The 16,278-nt window shown below is 68.9% G+C and carries 17 protein-coding genes; 10 read left to right on the top strand and 7 right to left on the bottom strand.

Features of this window, described 5'->3' with window-relative positions:
* The first annotated feature begins 93 nt into the window (after positions 1-93).
* From QM597_RS05285 to QM597_RS05275, 3 genes are all read left to right on the top strand, one after another.
* Complete coding sequence (locus QM597_RS05285; RefSeq protein WP_415003826.1) at positions 94-324, top strand: hypothetical protein; 231 nt, start codon at positions 94-96, stop codon at positions 322-324.
* Positions 325-431: 107 nt separating this feature from the next.
* Positions 432-1,430: an NlpC/P60 family protein gene (locus QM597_RS05280; RefSeq protein WP_415003825.1), complete on the top strand. Its 999-nt coding sequence runs from the start codon at positions 432-434 to the stop codon at positions 1,428-1,430.
* A 155-nt stretch (positions 1,431-1,585) separates the two neighbouring features.
* Entirely contained in the window at positions 1,586-2,629 is a 1,044-nt protein-coding gene (locus QM597_RS05275) for a hypothetical protein (protein ID WP_415003824.1), read from the top strand.
* Here QM597_RS05275 and QM597_RS05270 read toward each other — a convergent pair.
* Positions 2,596-4,326 carry an AMP-dependent synthetase/ligase gene (locus QM597_RS05270; RefSeq protein ID WP_415003823.1) on the bottom strand — a complete coding sequence of 577 codons (1,731 nt, stop codon included), beginning with the start codon at positions 4,324-4,326 and terminating at the stop codon, positions 2,596-2,598. The two genes, QM597_RS05275 and QM597_RS05270, sit on opposite strands and share 34 nt — an antisense overlap.
* A 58-nt stretch (positions 4,327-4,384) precedes the next feature.
* Positions 4,385-5,047, bottom strand: a complete 663-nt coding sequence (locus QM597_RS05265) for a hypothetical protein (RefSeq protein WP_415003822.1) — start codon at positions 5,045-5,047, stop codon at positions 4,385-4,387.
* A 214-nt stretch (positions 5,048-5,261) separates the two neighbouring features.
* On the opposite strand from QM597_RS05265, the gene QM597_RS05260 reads away from it, so the two are divergent.
* From QM597_RS05260 to QM597_RS05245, 4 genes are read left to right on the top strand one after another with little or no spacing between them, the layout of a single operon-like run.
* On the top strand, positions 5,262-5,702 hold the full coding sequence (locus QM597_RS05260; RefSeq protein WP_415003821.1) for a DUF2505 family protein: 441 nt from the start codon (positions 5,262-5,264) through the stop codon (positions 5,700-5,702).
* Positions 5,695-6,006: a hypothetical protein gene (locus tag QM597_RS05255; protein ID WP_415003820.1), complete on the top strand. Its 312-nt coding sequence runs from the start codon at positions 5,695-5,697 to the stop codon at positions 6,004-6,006. The genes QM597_RS05260 and QM597_RS05255 overlap by 8 nt, the downstream gene beginning before the upstream one ends.
* On the top strand, positions 6,003-6,908 hold the full coding sequence (locus QM597_RS05250) for an ROK family protein (protein ID WP_415003819.1): 906 nt from the start codon (positions 6,003-6,005) through the stop codon (positions 6,906-6,908). The genes QM597_RS05255 and QM597_RS05250 overlap by 4 nt, the downstream gene beginning before the upstream one ends.
* Positions 6,901-7,983 (top strand): ROK family glucokinase, encoded by a 1,083-nt coding sequence (locus QM597_RS05245; RefSeq protein WP_415003818.1) that lies wholly within the window; start codon positions 6,901-6,903, stop codon positions 7,981-7,983. The genes QM597_RS05250 and QM597_RS05245 overlap by 8 nt, the downstream gene beginning before the upstream one ends.
* An 8-nt stretch (positions 7,984-7,991) precedes the next feature.
* On the opposite strand, the gene QM597_RS05240 is transcribed toward QM597_RS05245, so the two are convergent.
* Both QM597_RS05240 and QM597_RS05235 read right to left on the bottom strand, forming a co-directional pair.
* Positions 7,992-8,393, bottom strand: coding sequence for a hypothetical protein (locus tag QM597_RS05240; RefSeq protein ID WP_415003817.1), 402 nt, complete (start codon positions 8,391-8,393; stop codon positions 7,992-7,994).
* Entirely contained in the window at positions 8,386-9,165 is a 780-nt protein-coding gene (locus tag QM597_RS05235; protein ID WP_415003816.1) for an alpha/beta hydrolase, read from the bottom strand. Before QM597_RS05235 ends, QM597_RS05240 begins: the two co-directional genes overlap by 8 nt.
* A 67-nt stretch (positions 9,166-9,232) precedes the next feature.
* On the opposite strand from QM597_RS05235, the gene QM597_RS05230 reads away from it, so the two are divergent.
* Positions 9,233-9,970, top strand: coding sequence for a lysophospholipid acyltransferase family protein (locus QM597_RS05230; RefSeq protein ID WP_415003815.1), 738 nt, complete (start codon positions 9,233-9,235; stop codon positions 9,968-9,970).
* 63 nt (positions 9,971-10,033) lie between these two features.
* Complete coding sequence (locus QM597_RS05225; protein ID WP_415003814.1) at positions 10,034-11,368, top strand: class II 3-deoxy-7-phosphoheptulonate synthase; 1,335 nt, start codon at positions 10,034-10,036, stop codon at positions 11,366-11,368.
* 66 nt (positions 11,369-11,434) lie between these two features.
* Here the strand turns inward: QM597_RS05225 and QM597_RS05220 are convergent, their stop codons facing one another.
* From QM597_RS05220 to QM597_RS05210, 3 genes are all read right to left on the bottom strand, one after another.
* Positions 11,435-11,971 (bottom strand): carboxymuconolactone decarboxylase family protein, encoded by a 537-nt coding sequence (locus tag QM597_RS05220; protein WP_415003813.1) that lies wholly within the window; start codon positions 11,969-11,971, stop codon positions 11,435-11,437.
* Between the two features lie 26 nt (positions 11,972-11,997).
* On the bottom strand, positions 11,998-13,992 hold the full coding sequence (pknB, locus tag QM597_RS05215) for a Stk1 family PASTA domain-containing Ser/Thr kinase (protein ID WP_415003812.1): 1,995 nt from the start codon (positions 13,990-13,992) through the stop codon (positions 11,998-12,000).
* A gap of 67 nt (positions 13,993-14,059) precedes the next feature.
* Complete coding sequence (locus QM597_RS05210; protein WP_415003811.1) at positions 14,060-15,139, bottom strand: polyprenyl synthetase family protein; 1,080 nt, start codon at positions 15,137-15,139, stop codon at positions 14,060-14,062.
* 24 nt (positions 15,140-15,163) lie between these two features.
* Between QM597_RS05210 and metF the strand changes: the two genes are divergently transcribed.
* Positions 15,164-16,057 carry a methylenetetrahydrofolate reductase [NAD(P)H] gene (gene metF, locus QM597_RS05205; RefSeq protein WP_415003810.1) on the top strand — a complete coding sequence of 298 codons (894 nt, stop codon included), beginning with the start codon at positions 15,164-15,166 and terminating at the stop codon, positions 16,055-16,057.
* The last annotated feature ends 221 nt before the right edge of the window (positions 16,058-16,278 follow it).

Here is a 16,278-nt window from a genome sequence, read left to right as displayed (position 1 = left end):
AGGTTAGGTGCGGGCACCGACAATTCCGTGATGTGCGCCGCGCCGCCGGCCGAGGGACAAAAAATGTCCGAGGCGGCCTTTAGCGTCGCCGGCATGAATCACCTTTCCTGCGACAGCGTCGTGATCGACTGCGATCGCTGTGTCGTCAAGAGTCCCGCAGCCTGCGGCGATTGCGTCGTGACGGTCCTTCTCGGCGCGCCACCGGCGGAGATCGAACTCTCCGGAGACGAGCACGCCGCCCTCGAAGCCCTGGCCGACGGCGGCCTGGTGCCCCCGCTGCGCCTCGTCATGGGCACCCCGTCTCGCCACTCCGAGGCCGGTTGAGATTTGAACCGCCCCGTGGGGTCCTCGTATGATCGGTCTTTGTGCGTTCGGAGAACGCCGGTCCCCCGGCCGGCGTCGGGCGCACGACAGATCGACTGGAGACGTGCGTGGATTCCACTCACCACCCTGCCCGACGACATTCCGCCCGGCACCTGAGCGCCGTCGCCCTGGCCGCCGTTCTTCTCGGTGCCGCCCTGGTGACCGGCTCGGCCCAGGCCGAACCCGACCGTTCCGACGCCGTGGCGCAGGTGGAGCAGGCGTTCAACGCCGCCGCCGCCGCGAACGAGGAAGTCAACCAGCTCAACAGCGATATCGCCGCCACCGAGGCCGCCATCGCGGCGCTGACCACGGAGATCGCCGGCGTGCAGGAGACCTACGAGCAGCAGCGCGATGCGCTCGGCGAGGTCATCGTCCAGCAGCAGATCGACTCACCGCTCGGCCCGACCGCCAGCCTGCTGGCCAGTGACAGCCCGACGGCCTTCCTCGAGGGCCTGAGTGCTGTGCAGGCATTCAACGCCACGCAGGCCGAGGCACTGGAGGCCTTCTCGGAGAACGCCGACGATCTCGCCACGCGCCAGGCGCAACTCGAACAGCTCAAGGCCACCTTGGAGGCCGACAAGGCCAACGCCGACGCCAAGAAGGCCGAGGTGCAAGACGCCTACGAAGCCGCCCAGGCTCAGCTTGCGGCTCTCGATGCGAGTCAGCGGGCGCGGTTCGACAGTGCCAATGCTTCCCAGGTGCCCAACCCTGCTGCCGCGCCGAGCGCTTTCTCCGGATCGGCTATCGACTTTGCGCTCACCCAGCTCGGCAAGCCCTACCGCTACGGCGGCACCGGGCCGGACTCCTACGACTGTTCGGGTCTGACTCAGGCAAGTTTTGCTGCGGCGGGCATCAGCATCCCGCGCACTGCTCGGGCCCAGTACCAGGCCTCCACCAAGGTCTCCATGAGCGACATCCAGCCCGGTGATCTGGTCTTCTACGGCAACATGTCGCACGTGGCGATCTACCTCGGCAACGGCCAGATTGTCGAGGCACCGAGCACCGGCGGTGTGGTTCGAGTGACCTCGATGCGCGGTAACTTCACCCAGGCCGGTCGGTTCGGCTGAGCGAGGCACCCTCGTCTCGCGGACGCAACGCGCTGGCGGCCCTCGTCCTCATCGCGCTGGCCCTCGCGGTCGCGCTGTGGCAACGACCCTGGGCCACAGACAAGCGGACCGGGGCTGACGGGGGAGCCGACCTCGACATTCCGCTGCGCGCCCAGTTGGCCGAGCTGAACCAGGCGGCCACCCCGGACGAGTGGGCCGCAGGCTTCGGCCCGGACGGGGCCACGGCCGCCGAGCACTCCTGGGCCGCCCGTGACCTGCTCGGCATCGATCAGGTCACCTTCGGCCTGGTCAGCGTCGGGGACGCACCCGACCAGCACGACGGCACTCGTTCGGCCGTGCTCACGGTGGACTGGATCGCGGCCGGTGCTCCGACGCAGGCCGAGGTCGTCGCCCGCGTCCGTGAGGCCGCCGAAGGCGGGGGCGTCGACGTGACCGGCTTCGCCGCGCACGACGGCGAAGCGATGCCGCTGTGGCTCGCCGGCCAGGTCGAGGCGACTGCGGCCGGCCCGGTGACGCTCTACACTGTCGACGGGGGAGCGCAGCCGGAGATCGCGGCCCTGACGGCAGTGGCCGAGGCTCAGGTGACCCGCATCGCTGGAGATGTTCAGCCCGCCGCCGTCATCATGGCGTCGTCGCGGCAGACCTCCGCCGCGCTGCTGGGCCGCACCGACGAGCAACTGGCCTCCATCGCCGGGGTGACGGCGCGTTCACCGGGCCTGCCTGTGCCCGCCGTGGTGCTCAACCCCGACCAGTTCGCCTCGATGGACCCGCGCGGACGGCAGATCGTCGTGACCCACGAGCTGACCCACGCGATGACCGGGGCCGTCGGGTCGAGCGCGCCGGTCTGGATCGTCGAGGGCTTCGCCGACTGGGTCGCCCTGCACGACGACACCGCGCCGCTGGCCGTCTCGGCCGGCGACCTGCTGGCCCAGGTCGTGTCCGACGGTGCTCCGCCCGACACGCTGCCCACCGACGAGGAGATCGGTCAGGCCACCAGCGCCGCCTACCAGGGAGCCTGGCTCGCGATGGTCGTCCTGGCCCGTGAGCACGGCGGCGACGCCGCAGTTGTGCAGGTGTACCGCGCCGCGCTGGCCGGAGCCGACAGCGAGGCCGCCCTGGCCGCAGCCGGGACCTCGACGGAGGAACTGACCCGCCAGTGGCGCGACTACCTCACGTACAGCGCCTCGACGGTGTCGTGAAAGTCGCGCATGACCGCATTGCGCTTGACCTTGAACGACGGCGTCAGATAGCCGTTCTCCTCGGTCCAGTCCTCGTCGAGGATGACGAACTTACGGATCGACTCGGCCTGCGAGACGAGCGTGTTGGCGTCGTCGACGGCCTCTTGGACCTTGGCCTGCAACTCCGGCGAGTCCAGCGGGCCGTCCCAGCCTTCGGGGTCGATGGTCACCAGGGCCGAGATGAACGGCTTGCCGTCGCCGACGACGAGGCATTGGCTCACGACGGGGTGGGAGCGCACCCGGTCCTCCAGCACTGCGGGGGCGACGTTCTTGCCGCCGGCGGTCACGAGGATCTCCTTCTTGCGCCCGGTGATGCGCACATAGCCGTCGGCGTCGACATCGCCGAGGTCGCCGGTGGCGAACCAGCCGTCGGCGTCGATGGACTGCGCCGTCGCCTCGGGGTTGTTCCAGTAGCGGGTGAACACCTGGGGTCCGCGGAAGTGCAGTTCGCCGTCCTCGGCCACCCGGACCTCGGTGCGCGGGAAGGGCTTGCCGACGGTGCCGACGCGGTGCTCCTCGGGGGTGTTGACGGTGAGCGCCGCCGTGGTCTCGGTCAGGCCGTAGCCCTCGAGTACGGTCACGCCGATGCCCCGGTAGAAGTGCGCGAGCCGCTCGCCGAGGGGTGCGCCGCCGGAGATCGCCCAGTCGGCCCGGCCGCCGAGCGCGGCCCGCAGCTTGGCGAAGACCAGCTTGTCGAAGAGCCTGTGCTGTGCCCGCAGCGCGACCGACGGCTTGCGGCCCCCGGACCGTGCGCGGCTGGTGGCGATGGCGACCGAGACCGCCTTGTCGAAGACCTTGCCCTTGCCGTCGGCCCAGGCGCGGGTGCTCGCGGTGTTGAAGACCTTCTCGAACACCCGCGGCACCGCCAGGACGAAGGTCGGCTGGAACTCCCCGAGATGGGTGGTGAGATCGGCGATGTCGGCGGTGTGCGCGAGCACCGTGCCCGAGCGTAGGCAGCCGATCTGGATGATGCGCGCGAAGACGTGCGCCAGCGGCAGGAACAACAGCGTCGAGGCGCCCTCGGTCGAGAACAGTTGCGGCAGGCGTTCCAGCGCCCCGGCCAGCTCGGCGCGGAAGTTGCCGTGCGTCAGCACGCAGCCCTTGGGGCGCCCGGTGGTGCCCGAGGTGTAGATGAGGGTCGCCGGGGTCTCGGCGGTCAGCGTCGAGCGGCGGGCCTCCAGCTCGTTGTCGGTGACGTCGCCGCCGGCGGCGACCAGTGTGGCGACGGCACCGGCGTCCAGCGACCAGACCGATTGCAGATCGGGGGCCTCCGGGCTGGCGGCGTTGACCCGCTCGACATGGGCGGCGGACTCCGCCACGCAGGCGACGGCACCGGAATCACTGAGAATCCAGGCGATCTGTGCGGTTGAGGAGCTTTCGTAGATCGGCACGGTGACGGCCCCGGCCCACCAGATCGCGTAGTCGAGCAGGGTCCACTCGTAGCGCGTCTTGGACAGCACCGCGACCCGGTCGCCCGGCCCGATGCCCTGGGCGATGAGGCCTTTGGCCACGGCGGTCACCTCGCGGTGGAAGGTGCCGATGGAGACCATACTCCACGTGCCGTCGTCGTCACGGCGCGCCAGCGCGGGCGATTCGGACTCGCCGAGACGTTCGAGGATGTCGACGGTTAGGTCGGCACCGAAGGGATCTACGCTCACAGTGGCAGGCTACTCGCTGAGGACCGGTGCGTGCGCGGGCGGTTGCCGCTGTTCCGGCTCAGGACAGCAGAGCGCCGAAGCCCGCTGTCTCCATCACCAGATCGCAGACCTCGATGGCTTCCTGCAGGAAACTCTCTCGCGTGAAGCCGGTCGGCAGGTCGACCAGCCGGATGTCGCACTCGAGATAGCCGTCCTCGGGTAGATCGGCGTATGCGCTGAAATCAAACATATTTTGGGAACTAATAGCGGCGCTGCACCCGTAGTAACTCTGGGTTGGGATGCTTTGAGGTCCATGGAGAACCGCGTTGTCCCAGCCGTCGGGCGCGGGGTCGACGAAATCGGAGGCGTCCAGACCTCCGCTTCCGTCGGCGGGACGGAGGTATTCGTCGGAGGTGAAATGGAAACGCCTCTCGAGGGTGATCTCTCCCCATGATGAACAGAGATCGCTGAAGGACCCACCCTTGCACAACTCGTCGACATGCTGGTTCTCCCAGGGTGCCCCGAGGCCGAAGATCTGCTGCTCCGTCAGCTCGCTCAGCAGGCCGTCACACTCCTCGGCCGAGAGGCTGATCTCCTCCGGGATCGTCGGGGTGTCGGCAGTCTCCTCCGGCGCGGCGGATGAGGTGTCGTCCGAGGGGTCGGGGGAGTCGTCGGAACCGCAGGCGGTGACGAGCGTGGCGACGAGGAGCAAAGAGGCAAACCGGGCCAGGGTGGAACGCATGGCGTTCATTCTGGGTTGGGGGGGTATGTCAATCTGGCGATGAGACGCATGTCGAGGGTTTGTGGTCGTTGGGGCAGCCGTTATCCCTCAACTTCGGTCCCCACGGGTGGGACGTCAGTCACATTGGTGCTGCCTGGAACCGGGGTGTGACGGTGAGAAGCCGGCCAGGCCCTACGATGGGAAGCCTGTGGACTACGAGGCAGGGAGTATCGCCATGGCGCGCACGTCCGGTGACATCGTCGTCGCTGCGCCCGCAGCCGCAGTGATGGCGGTGATCGCCGACTTCGCGGCCTACCCCGACTGGGCCACCGGCGTCCGTTCAGCCGAGGTCCGCGAGCGCGGTGCCGACGGGCGGGCGAGCGCGGTGCATTTCGACCTCGATGCCTCGCCGATCCGCGACTCCTACACCCTCGGCTACACCTGGAACGGCGACGCCAGCGTGTCGTGGCAGATCGTCGAGCCGGGCGAGGTGCTGACCTCGATGGACGGGACCTATGAGCTGCAGGCCGTCGACGGCGGGACCAAGGTCACCTACCGGCTTCGGGTCGACGTCTCGATCCCGCTGCTGGGCATGCTCAAGCGCAAGGCCGAGAAGGTCGTCATCGACACCGCGCTCAAGGGCCTCAAACGGCATGTCGAGGATGCCGGTGACTGACAGCGACGAACCGGTCGGCAGCCTTGCCGAGGAGACTGTGCGCCTCGTCGCCGCGATGATGGGCGCAGACCGTTCTCCCTCGGCACCGAAGGTCGGCGAACCGGACGCCGACGGCAGCAGCGCCGACGAGGCCACGGGCCGTCATTCCTGCCCGCATGGCTGGTGCCCGCTGTGCCAGGTGGTCGACTATGTGCAGGAGCATCCGGAGGCCGTCGCCCAGGTCGTCACTGCGGGGATGGAGTTCCTCAAGGTCGTACGCGACGCCGTGGAGAAGGCCACCGGACCTCAGCAGGACGCGCCGTGACGTCGCCGGTGCCCGTCCGCGTGGGAGTCGACATCGGCGGTACGAAGATCGCTGCGGCGGTCGTGGAACCCGGCGGCCGGATACGCGGCAAAGCACGGGTCCAGACCCCGCGCGCGGATCGTATTGCCGAGACCGTGGCCGCCCTCGTGCGCGAGGTGGCCGGCGGCGATCCGCTCGGCGGGGTCGGCATCGGCGCTGCGGGCTTCATCTGTGCCGACCGTTCGACTGTGCTGACCTCGGCCAACCTCGACTGGCACGACGCCCCGCTCGGCGTGCAGGTGCGCGATCTGCTCCGGGTTCCCGTCGTGATCGAGAACGACGCGAACGCGGCCGCCTGGGCCGAGCACCGCTTCGGCGCGGGACGCGGATTCGATCACGTCCTGACGATCACCTGCGGCACCGGCATCGGCGGCGGCGTGATCTGCGGGGGACGGTTGCAGCGCGGAGCGCACGGCTTCGCCGCCGAGGTCGGTCATGTGCGCTTCGAGCGCGGCGGCCTGCCATGCCCCTGCGGCCAGCGAGGCTGCTGGGAGCAGTACGCGAGCGGGTCGGCGCTGGTGCGCAGAGCTGTGGGCCGCGTCGAGGCCGACTCGGGGCCGCAGATCACCCGGCTGGCCCTCGACGGCGACCCGGCGGCGCGCGAGCTGCTGGCCGAGGTCGGGCGCGACCTGGGGGAGGGCATCGCCAGCCTCGTCGCAGTACTCGATCCGGGGGTCGTCGTCATCGGCGGCGGCGTCTCCGAGGCGGGCGACCTGTTCCTCGACCCGGTGCGTACGGCCCTGCACGCCTTCCTGCCCGGCGGGAGCGAAACGCCGAGGCCCCAGGTGCGGGTGGCCGAACTCGGCAACGACGCGGGCATCATCGGGGCGGCCGATCTCGCCGGGGAAGGTCTCGATGGCTGACCGGCTCGCGGTGGGTGTCGACATCGGCGGCACCAAGATCGCTGCGGGCGTCGTCGACGAGGACGGCCGCATCCTCGCCCAGCGCCGCCGCTCGACGCCGTCCACGGACGCCGAACTGGTACTCACGGCCATCGAGGAGATCACCGCCGAGCTGCGCTCCGAATACCCGGTCAAGGCCGTCGGCATCGGGGCGGCCGGCTTCATCGACGTCTCGCAGTCGACGGTCGTGTTCTCCCCGCACCTGGCCTGGCGCAACGAACCCCTGCGCGACCGGGTGGCGCGCCGTACGAAGCTCCCGGTGCTCGTCGACAACGACGCGAACGCCTGCGCCTGGGCCGAATGGCGCTTCGGAGCCGCGCAGAACGAGCCGGACGTCGTCGCGGTCACGCTCGGCACCGGGATCGGCGGTGCCGTGGTCATCGACGGACAGCCGTATCGCGGCGGACACGGCATGGCCGGGGAGTTCGGTCACCAACAGGTCGAACCCGGCGGTCTGGCCTGCGAGTGCGGCAACCGGGGCTGCTGGGAGCAGTACGCCTCGGGGAGGGTCCTGACCCGCCGGGCGCAGGCCGAGGTGGCCGCACGCACGTCGGCAGGGGTGCGGCTGGCCGAGCTTGCCGAGCTGGAAGGCCTCGACCCGGCGCGCGTCGACGGGACCCACGTGACCCGCTTGGCGGCCGCAGGCGACCCGGTGGCGACGCAATGGGTCGCCGAGGTGGGGCAATGGCTGGGCGTCGGATTGGCGAATCTGTCGGCCAGTCTGGACCCGGGCATTTTCGTCATCGGGGGAGGACTCAGCGATGCCGGGGAACTGCTGCTTGCCCCGGCGCGCGAGGCTTACACCCAGCATCTCACCGGCCGGGGCTTCCGCTCCGAGGCGCGGATCGTGCGCGCCCATCTCGGACCGCAGGCCGGCCTGATCGGCGCGGCCGATATGGCCCGGCTCAAGGCGCGTCGCCGCCGGCCGGCCAATCCGGGCGGGCGGGTCCGCGTCCGTGGTACCTCGCTGATGTCGGCGCGGTCCTCCTCGACGTCCGGGACCCGCGCCGCCCGCCCTAAGCGGTCACGCCAGTAGGTTCGCTCCTACAGGACGGCACCGCCGTCATCGCCGGAGTCGCGACGCGACGAGGGAAGTCGTGAGAACAGGTAAACCACGGCGACGACGGTGAGGAGTCCGGCGCTCAGCACGACGGGTCGAGGCAGGAACACGCCGACCATTGTGCAGACCACCAGCAGGCCCGGAAGCCCCAGAGCCGTGACCCAGGCGAGCATGGCCGGCCACGGCATCGGGGGCAGTAGCTCCCGGGGAACCTCGCGGTAGAACTCCTCGTCGGGCAGATCATCGAAGTCGACGTATTCTGGCTCGGGCCGCAGTGCCGAAAACGGTGCCGGCTCGGCTGCGGTCAGATCGCTCGGCACCTCGAGTTCGAGGCCGTCGACGATCTCGTCGAAGCGCGAACGGATCGGGTCGGACTCCTCAGGCACGAGCCGACCCGAGGACGTGACGGGCGACGAAGGCGTCGGTCCGCTCGAAGATCAGCGGCGCGTCGTAGTCGAGCGTCGCCACGTGGTAACTGTTGTCCAGCGTCACGTCCTCGACGGTCTGCGAGGAGACCCCGGCGAGGATCAGCTCGCGGCTGAGCGGGTCGACCACATGATCCTCGGCGGAGCGGAAGAACAGCAGCGGTGCGGTGACTGACGACAGGTTGGCCCGCACATCCGACCACATTCTCGTCATCGAGGTCAGCGCCTTGAGCGGCAGGCGGTCGTAACTGTATTCGTCGATGCCGGGCTTCTTGATGTCGTTGCCGATGCCGGGCAACGAGGGGACGACGTGCTGCAGGACCGGGACGAACTTGAGGTCGAGGCGCTTGGACGCGACGGCCGGATTGACCACGATCACCGCGTCGATGTCGCCGGGGCGCTGCTCGGCCAGCCGCAGGGCGAGACAGCCGCCCATCGACAGGCCGCCGGCGACCACCCGGTCGCAGCGCTCGCGCAACTCGTCGAGGGCCTTGTCGACCTCCTCGTACCACGCCTGCCACGGGGTGCGGTTCAGGTCCTGCCAGCTCGTCCCGTGGCCGGGCAGTCGGGGAATACGCACCGTGTGGCCCTGTTCGGCCAGGTGCAGGCCCCAGGGGCGCATGGAGGCCGACGAGCCGGTGAAGCCGTGGCTGAGGAGGAAACCGACCGGTCCGTCCCCATCGTGGACGAAGGGCGCGGCATCGGGTCGGACGGTCGTGGAGGGGGTGGCCATGACGCCATCGTATGTCGCGCGGGTCACCTCGGAGTAGAGTCGTCGCCGACCCGACAAGGAGGCCGCGTTGTTCTACTGGTTCCTCAAGTTCCTCGCGCTGGGACCGTTGCTGCGCGTGGTGTTCCGGCCGTGGGCCGAGGGCTTGGACAACGTCCCGAAAGACGGTGGCGTGATCCTGGCGTGTAACCACCTGTCCTACAGCGACTGGCTGTTCATGCCGCTCGTGTTGTCGCGCCGGGTCACCTTCGTGGCCAAGGCCGAGTATTTCGAGGGTCCAGGCTTCAAGGGCTGGCTGCAGAAGACCTTCTTCTCCGGCTCCGGTCAGGTGCCCATCGACCGTTCCAGCGGCTCGGCGGCGGCCGGCGCGATCAAGACGCAGCTGCGGCTGCTGGCCGAGGGGCAGGTCTGCGGCATCTTCCCCGAAGGCACCCGCTCGCACGACGGCAAGCTGTACCGCGGGCGCACCGGGGTCGCGCGGATCGCGCTGGAGTCCAAGGTGCCGGTGATCCCGGTGGCAGTGACCGGCACCGACGTCATCGCGCCGCCGGGCAAGATCTTCGGCAAGCGCGTGCGCCCGGGGGTCAAGTTCGGCGAACCGCTCGACTTCAGCCGCTACGAGGGCATGGAGGGCGACCGCTACATCTTGCGGGCCATCACCGACGAGATCATGTACGAGATCATGCGCCTGTCCGGCCAGGAGTATGTCGACCTGTACGCCCAGGACGCCAAGAAGCTTGCCAGCAAGAAGGCCGAGGACGAGGCCTCTGCCGAGGTCTGGGACGAGATCGGGCGCACCCCCAAGTAAGGTCGGAGGGTCGGGTCGCGGGACCGGCAGCCGGGGGTCGGCTTCGGTCGATATCCTGAACCGGTGAGTATTCCCAGCCTGGCCGATCTGCACGAGATCGGCGCGGCACAGCAGCCCACCTACCTCGACCCGGCCGCCCGTGACGCCGCCGTCGACACCCTGCGCCGTATGCCGCCGCTGGTGTTCGCCGGTGAGTGCGACGCCCTGCGCGACCGCCTGGCGGAGGTCTCGCGCGGTGAGGCGTTCCTGCTGCAGGGCGGCGACTGCGCCGAGACGTTCGAGGGTGTCACGGCCGACAACGTTCGCAATAAGCTGCGGGTGCTGCTGTCGATGGCGGTCGTGCTCACCTACGCCGCGAGCGTCCCGGTCGTCAAGGTCGGCCGCCTGGCCGGGCAGTACGCCAAGCCGCGCTCGTCGGATGTCGAGACGCGCGACGGGGTCACCTTGCCGGCGTACCGCGGCGACGCGGTCAACGGCTTCGACTTCGACGCCGCCAGCCGGGCGCACGATCCGCAGCGGCTCGTCGACGTGTACCACGCATCGGCCGCGACCCTGAACCTCGCGCGCGCCTTCACCAAGGGCGGTTACGCCGATCTGCGGCAGATGCACGCCTGGAACACCGATTTCGTCCAGAACAACCCGCTCGGGCAGCGGTACGAGTCGATGGGCCGTGAGATCGATAAGGCGTTGGCTTTCATGGAGGCCATCGGCGTCGACCCCGAGCAGTTGCACACGGTCGACTTCTACTCCTCGCACGAGGCGCTGCTGCTGGAGTACGAGCATGCGCTCACCCGCGTCGACCAGCGCACCGAGCAGTTCTACGACGTCTCGGGCCACTTCCTGTGGATCGGGGAGCGCACGCGGCAGATCGACGGCGCGCACGTCGATCTGCTCAGCCGCATCGCGAACCCGGTCGGTGTCAAGCTCGGCCCGACGACCTCGCCCGACGATGCCATCGCGCTGGCCGAGAAGCTCAATCCCGGCCGGGTTCCGGGCAAGTTGACCTTCATCACCCGCTTCGGTGCGGGCAAGATCCGTGACGGCCTGCCGACCATCGTCGAGAAAGTCACCGCTGCGGGCGTCGAGGCCGCGTGGGTGTGCGATCCGATGCACGGCAACACCTTCGCCACCGACAACGGCTACAAGACCCGCGAGTTCGACGACGTGATCGACGAGGTGCGCGGTTTCTTCGAGGTGCATCGCTCGCTCGGCACCTGGCCCGGCGGCGTGCATGTGGAGTTGACCGGCGACGACGTCACCGAGTGCCTTGGCGGCGGTCACCGGCTGCAGCCGGCCGATCTGGCCGCCCGCTACGAGACGCTGTGCGATCCGCGCCTGAACCGGGCGCAGTCGCTGGAGCTGGCCTTCCTCGTCGCCCAGATGCTCAGCGAAGCCTAGGGCGAGGACGCAGTCTGAGGGATCGAGGTCGCTCCTACGACCACAAATCTCAGACTCGGTCGATGCTTACTCCTCGGGCTGGACGCGCAGGGTCATCAAGACGGTGGCCAGGGAGTCGTACTGGGCGCACAGGAGGCAGAACTCGACGGCGGTCGCCTCGTCCAGGTGGCCGCGCAACTCGGCCCAGGCGTCGTCGTCGATGCCGCGTGTTGTGACGAACTGGTGGGCTGCGGTCAGCAGAGCGCGCTCGCGTTCGCTCCAGCCCGACCAGGCGGGGTCGCCGGCGTGGTCGAGTTGGGCCTCGGTCAGGCCAGCGCGGCGGCCGATGCGCCGGTGGTGGTTCAACTCATACATACACGCCCGTGTCGTGGCGATGTGGACGATGATCAACTCGGTCTCACGGCGGGGGAGTTTGCCGCCGGGCATGAGGTGGCCGGAGTACCACAGCCAGGCGCGAAACAGCCGGCGCTGACGCCCGAGGGTCGTGAAGATATGCGGCTTGGCACCGCCTACGATCTTGCCGGCGATGGCCGAGATTCCGTGGTTGATGAGGCCGAGGTCACGCAGGTTTCCGGGGGCGATCCGGGGGGTGGTGTCAGTCATGGAAAAATCTTAGACGAATGTCCAGGTCACAGGCCGGTGATGGTGATCGAGGTGCCCTTCTTCTCCATCGACCCGGCACTGGGTGACTGGATGACGACCATGAAGTTGCCTCGGCCGATGGAGTCGGCGACGAAGCCGGCCGCTTCGAGGGCCTGCACTGCCTCGTTCTTGCGCATCCCGACGACATTGGGTACTGCGTACAGCTCCGGACCCTTCGAGACGACCAGTGTGACGGTGTCGCCGCGCAGAGCGGTGCCGCTGTTGGGGTTCTGGCTGATGACGACACCGGAGGCAACGTCATCGCTGAACTCCTCCTGCACGCTGACGAGGAAGCCGGTGGCTTGTAGCCCCGACACGGCGGCGTCTTTGCTCTGGCCGGTGTAATCGTTGACTGTCAGCGGCTCGCGGCCCTTGCTCACGATCACGTCGATCTTGGTGTCGCGCTTGACCTGGTCGCCGACGTTCGCACTGGTGACGCCGACGATCTGCCCCTCGGGGACCTCCTGGTCCCACTCTTCGGCGACATCGCCGAGTTTGAGGTGGAGATCCTCGAGCACGGTCGTGGCCTCGTCAACGGTCTTGCCGCGCAGGTCCGGGACCTGATAGCGCTCCGGCCCCTTGGAGACGACTGCCGTGATCTTGCCGCCGGGCAGGATGCGATCACCAGCCGCCGGATCGGTGGAGATCACGGTGCCGAGCGGGACCGTCTCGGAGAACGCCCGCGAGGACACCGCGAAGTCGAAACCGGCCTTCTCGGCGTCGGTCTGGGCCTGTTGTTCGGTCTTGTCGACCAGGTCGGGCGCGGCATCGTAGCGACCGATGCCGTAGTACCAACCTGCCATGCCCGCCAGGAGGGCCAGCAGCAGCGCTGCGACAAGCAGGACCAGTCCGCGGCGCGAATGGGATCGGTCGGCACCGTTCGGCGGCTTCGGAGCGGTCGTGACCGGTTGTGGATGTGGGGCGGGATCGGCCGCTGCCGGCGGTGCGGGAGCCAGGGGTACCGCAGGTGCCGGCGGGGCTCCGAGGACCATGGTCGAGGTGGGGGCGGCTGCGGTGGCATCGTGCAGCGCGACGTCGACGGTGTCCTCGTCGGGTGCGGCCGATGGCGGTGCCGGTGGTCGGTCGGTCGTCGGTCGTAGATCGGTGGCGAGGTCGGGATCGTCCTGAACCCCGGCGCGCAGCGCCTGTTGGACCTGCCGCACCTGCCGCAGCAGCACGCGGGCATCGGCCGAGCGGCGGTCACGGTCGCGCGACGTCGCACGGGCCACGAGCGCGTCGACGTAGTCGGGCAGGCCGGGACGCTGCTCCGAGGGCGGGCCGATGTCCTCGTGGACGTGCTTGTAAGCGACCTGGATGGGGGTGTCGGCATGATGCGGCTTGATGCCGGTGAGCATCTCGTAGAGCATCGCTCCGACCGCGTAGACGTCGGAGCGCTCGTCGGTACCCTCGTGGACGACGACCTCGGGCGCGAGGTACGAGACCGTGCCGATGAGCGCGTTGCCGGTGGCGGTCGTCGCACTACTCACTGCGCGGGCGAGGCCGAAGTCGGCGACCTTGATGGCACCATCGGGGGTGATGAGCACGTTCTCGGGCTTGATGTCGCGGTGCACGATGCCCGCGTCGTGGGCGGCCACGAGGGCGATGAGCACCTGTTCCACGAGATCCAGCGCCCGCAACGTCGGCATCGGAGACTCCTGGCGCATCACCTCGCGCAGGGTGCGGCCGGGGACATACTCCATGACCAGGTAGGTCACCGGGCCGTCACTGCCCTGGTCGAACACCGCGACGACGTTGCGATGGTTCAGGCGGGCCGCTGATTTGGCCTCGCGGCGGAAACGCTCGGTGAACTGTGCGGGGTCGCCGAGTCCCTGGTGCATGATCTTGAGGGCGACTTCGCGGTCGAGGCGCAGGTCCTCGGCGCGAAAGACACTGGCCATGCCGCCGCGGGCGATGAACTCGACGATCTGGTAGCGACCGTCGACGAGTTGGCCGATCATGGCGTCGTCTCCTACGACCGCCACGTCACCACCTCCTCATCGCTGTGAGCACCGGCGCGAAACGCCTTGACCGGTGAGTCTAATGACTGGTTCAGTGATTGCGCCGCACCGAGCGGTCGATGAGCGGTTCGAGCGTGCTTCGTGCGGCCTGGGGTAGGAGGTCGGCGGCGGCCCGTGCGGCATCGGCATAGCGGGTGATCTCCTGTTCGACATCGGCGAGCGCGCCGCTGGAGACGATGAGATGACGGGCGGTGTCGACGCCGCCGTCGGTGCCGAGAGCAACGATCAGTTGCTCGCGCTGTGGCGGGTCGAGCCGGTCGAGAGCACGGGCGACCAGCAGCGTGCGCTTACCCTCGCGTAGGTCGTCACCGGATGGCTTGCCGGTCGTCACCGGATCACCGAAGACGCCCAGTACGTCGTCGCGCAACTGGAATGCGGCACCCAGCGGCAGGGCGACCTCGGTGAGGCGTTCCAGTAGGCAGGTGTCACCGCCGCCGAGCGCAGCCCCCAAGTGCAGTGGCCGTTCGATAGTGTATTTGGCCGACTTGAAGGTCACCACGAGCAGGGCGGCCTCGGCGCTGACCTCACGGCGCGTCTGGGCGGCGACATCGAGGAACTGCCCCAGCGTGACTTCGGTCTTACAGGTGTCGAAGATCGTGAAGGCCTGGGCCAGCGGAGTGGGATCGAGGTGCGGGTCGACGGTGCCCGCATGACGCAGCATCTCGTCGGCCCACGACAGCATGAGGTCGCCCAGCAGGATCGCCGCTGCGGCACCGTGACGGACCGGGTCGCCCACGTTGACGTGCGCCCGGTGGGAGGCCTCGAAGGCGCGATGCACACTGGGGCGGCCTCGGCGCGTGTCGGAGGCGTCCATGAGGTCGTCGTGGACGAGGGCGCTCGCCTGTAGCCATTCCCAGGCGGCGGCTGCGGTGACGACGCCGACGGGAGCAGGGTCTTCGGGGTCTCGCCCGGTGGCGGCGCGCCAGCCGGCCAGGCAGAACAGCGGACGTATGCGCTTGCCGTCGGCGATGAAGTTGACTGCGGCATCGAGGAAGTCCGCCACATCGGCGTGAACGCCGGCCCAGCGGGAACGCTGGCGTGCCACGAAGTCCGCGAGCGCCGCGTCGACGGCGGCGACGTCTCGGTCTGCGGCGAGTGCGTCGGTGTTCACGCGCCGGACGATACCGTGGTGGCCGTGCCCGGACTCGACTGTACGCTGCTGGACCACTTGGGTAGTCCGACTCCGACGGTCTCCTTCGAGTTCTTCCCGCCCAAGGATGACGCGGGCGAAGCGGTGCTCTGGGAGACGATCACCGAGTTGGAGGCGCTCGATCCGACCTTCGTGTCCATCACCTATGGAGCAGGCGGCACGAGCCAGGATCGGACGGTGCGGGTCACGTCGCGGATCGCCCGTGAGACGAGTCTGCGCCCGGTGGCCCACCTGACGCTGGTGCGCCAGACGCGCGAGGAGATCGCCGAGGTGTTGCGGCAGTACGCCGACTCCGGCGTGCGGCACGTGCTCGTGCTGCGCGGTGACCCGCCGGGCGGACCGCGAGTCGCCTGGGAACCCCACCCTGGAGGCATGAACCACGCCATCGAGCTGGTCGAGTTGGCCCGCGACCTGGGCCGCTTCACCATCGGCGTGGCCGCCTTTCCCGAGGGACATCCGGATGCCGATTCACTCGAGGACGACGCCAAGGTACTCGCCGACAAGGCCCGCGCCGGGGCCGACTTCGCCATCACGCAACTGTTCTTCCGGGCGTCGGACTATTTCGATCTCGTCGAACGGGTGCGGGAGCAGGGGTCGGATCTTCCCATCGTGCCGGGCATCATGCCGATCCTGAACTTTGGCCAGGTGGCTCGTATGGCCGAGCTGTCGGGAGCCGCGATACCGCGTGAGGTGCTCGATGTCATCGAGCCGATCGCCGATGATCCGGTCAAGGTGCGCGCGACCGGTATCGACCTGGCGACGCAACTGTGCCGCGACCTCATCGCGGGAGGGGCACCGGGCCTACATTTCATCACCCTCAACCGGTCCAAGGCCACTCGGGAGATCTGGGAGGTCCTGCGTGCCGAGGGTGTCCTGTAGGCGTCAGGCGGTCCTTCTCCCGCACGGGGGAGGTTCCCCGAGTACGAGCGCAGCACGCCTCGAATCACCCCGTAACGCATTTCGCCCTTCTAGATGATTGATGCGGGGCGGGGTCTGGTCTGTGGTTTTAGTGGTCGTAGGGGGTCAGGGAGCGTAGGACGGGTGCTCCGATGCGGTCGTTGTGCCAGATGCCGGTGGTGAGCGCGAGGATCCACGTGGCG

It is taken from the genome of Aeromicrobium sp., assembly GCF_047607065.1.
Taxonomy (GTDB): domain Bacteria; phylum Actinomycetota; class Actinomycetes; order Propionibacteriales; family Nocardioidaceae; genus Aeromicrobium.
The sequence above is the reverse complement of the archived record's forward strand: the minus strand, read 5'-3'. Positions and strand labels throughout refer to the sequence as shown.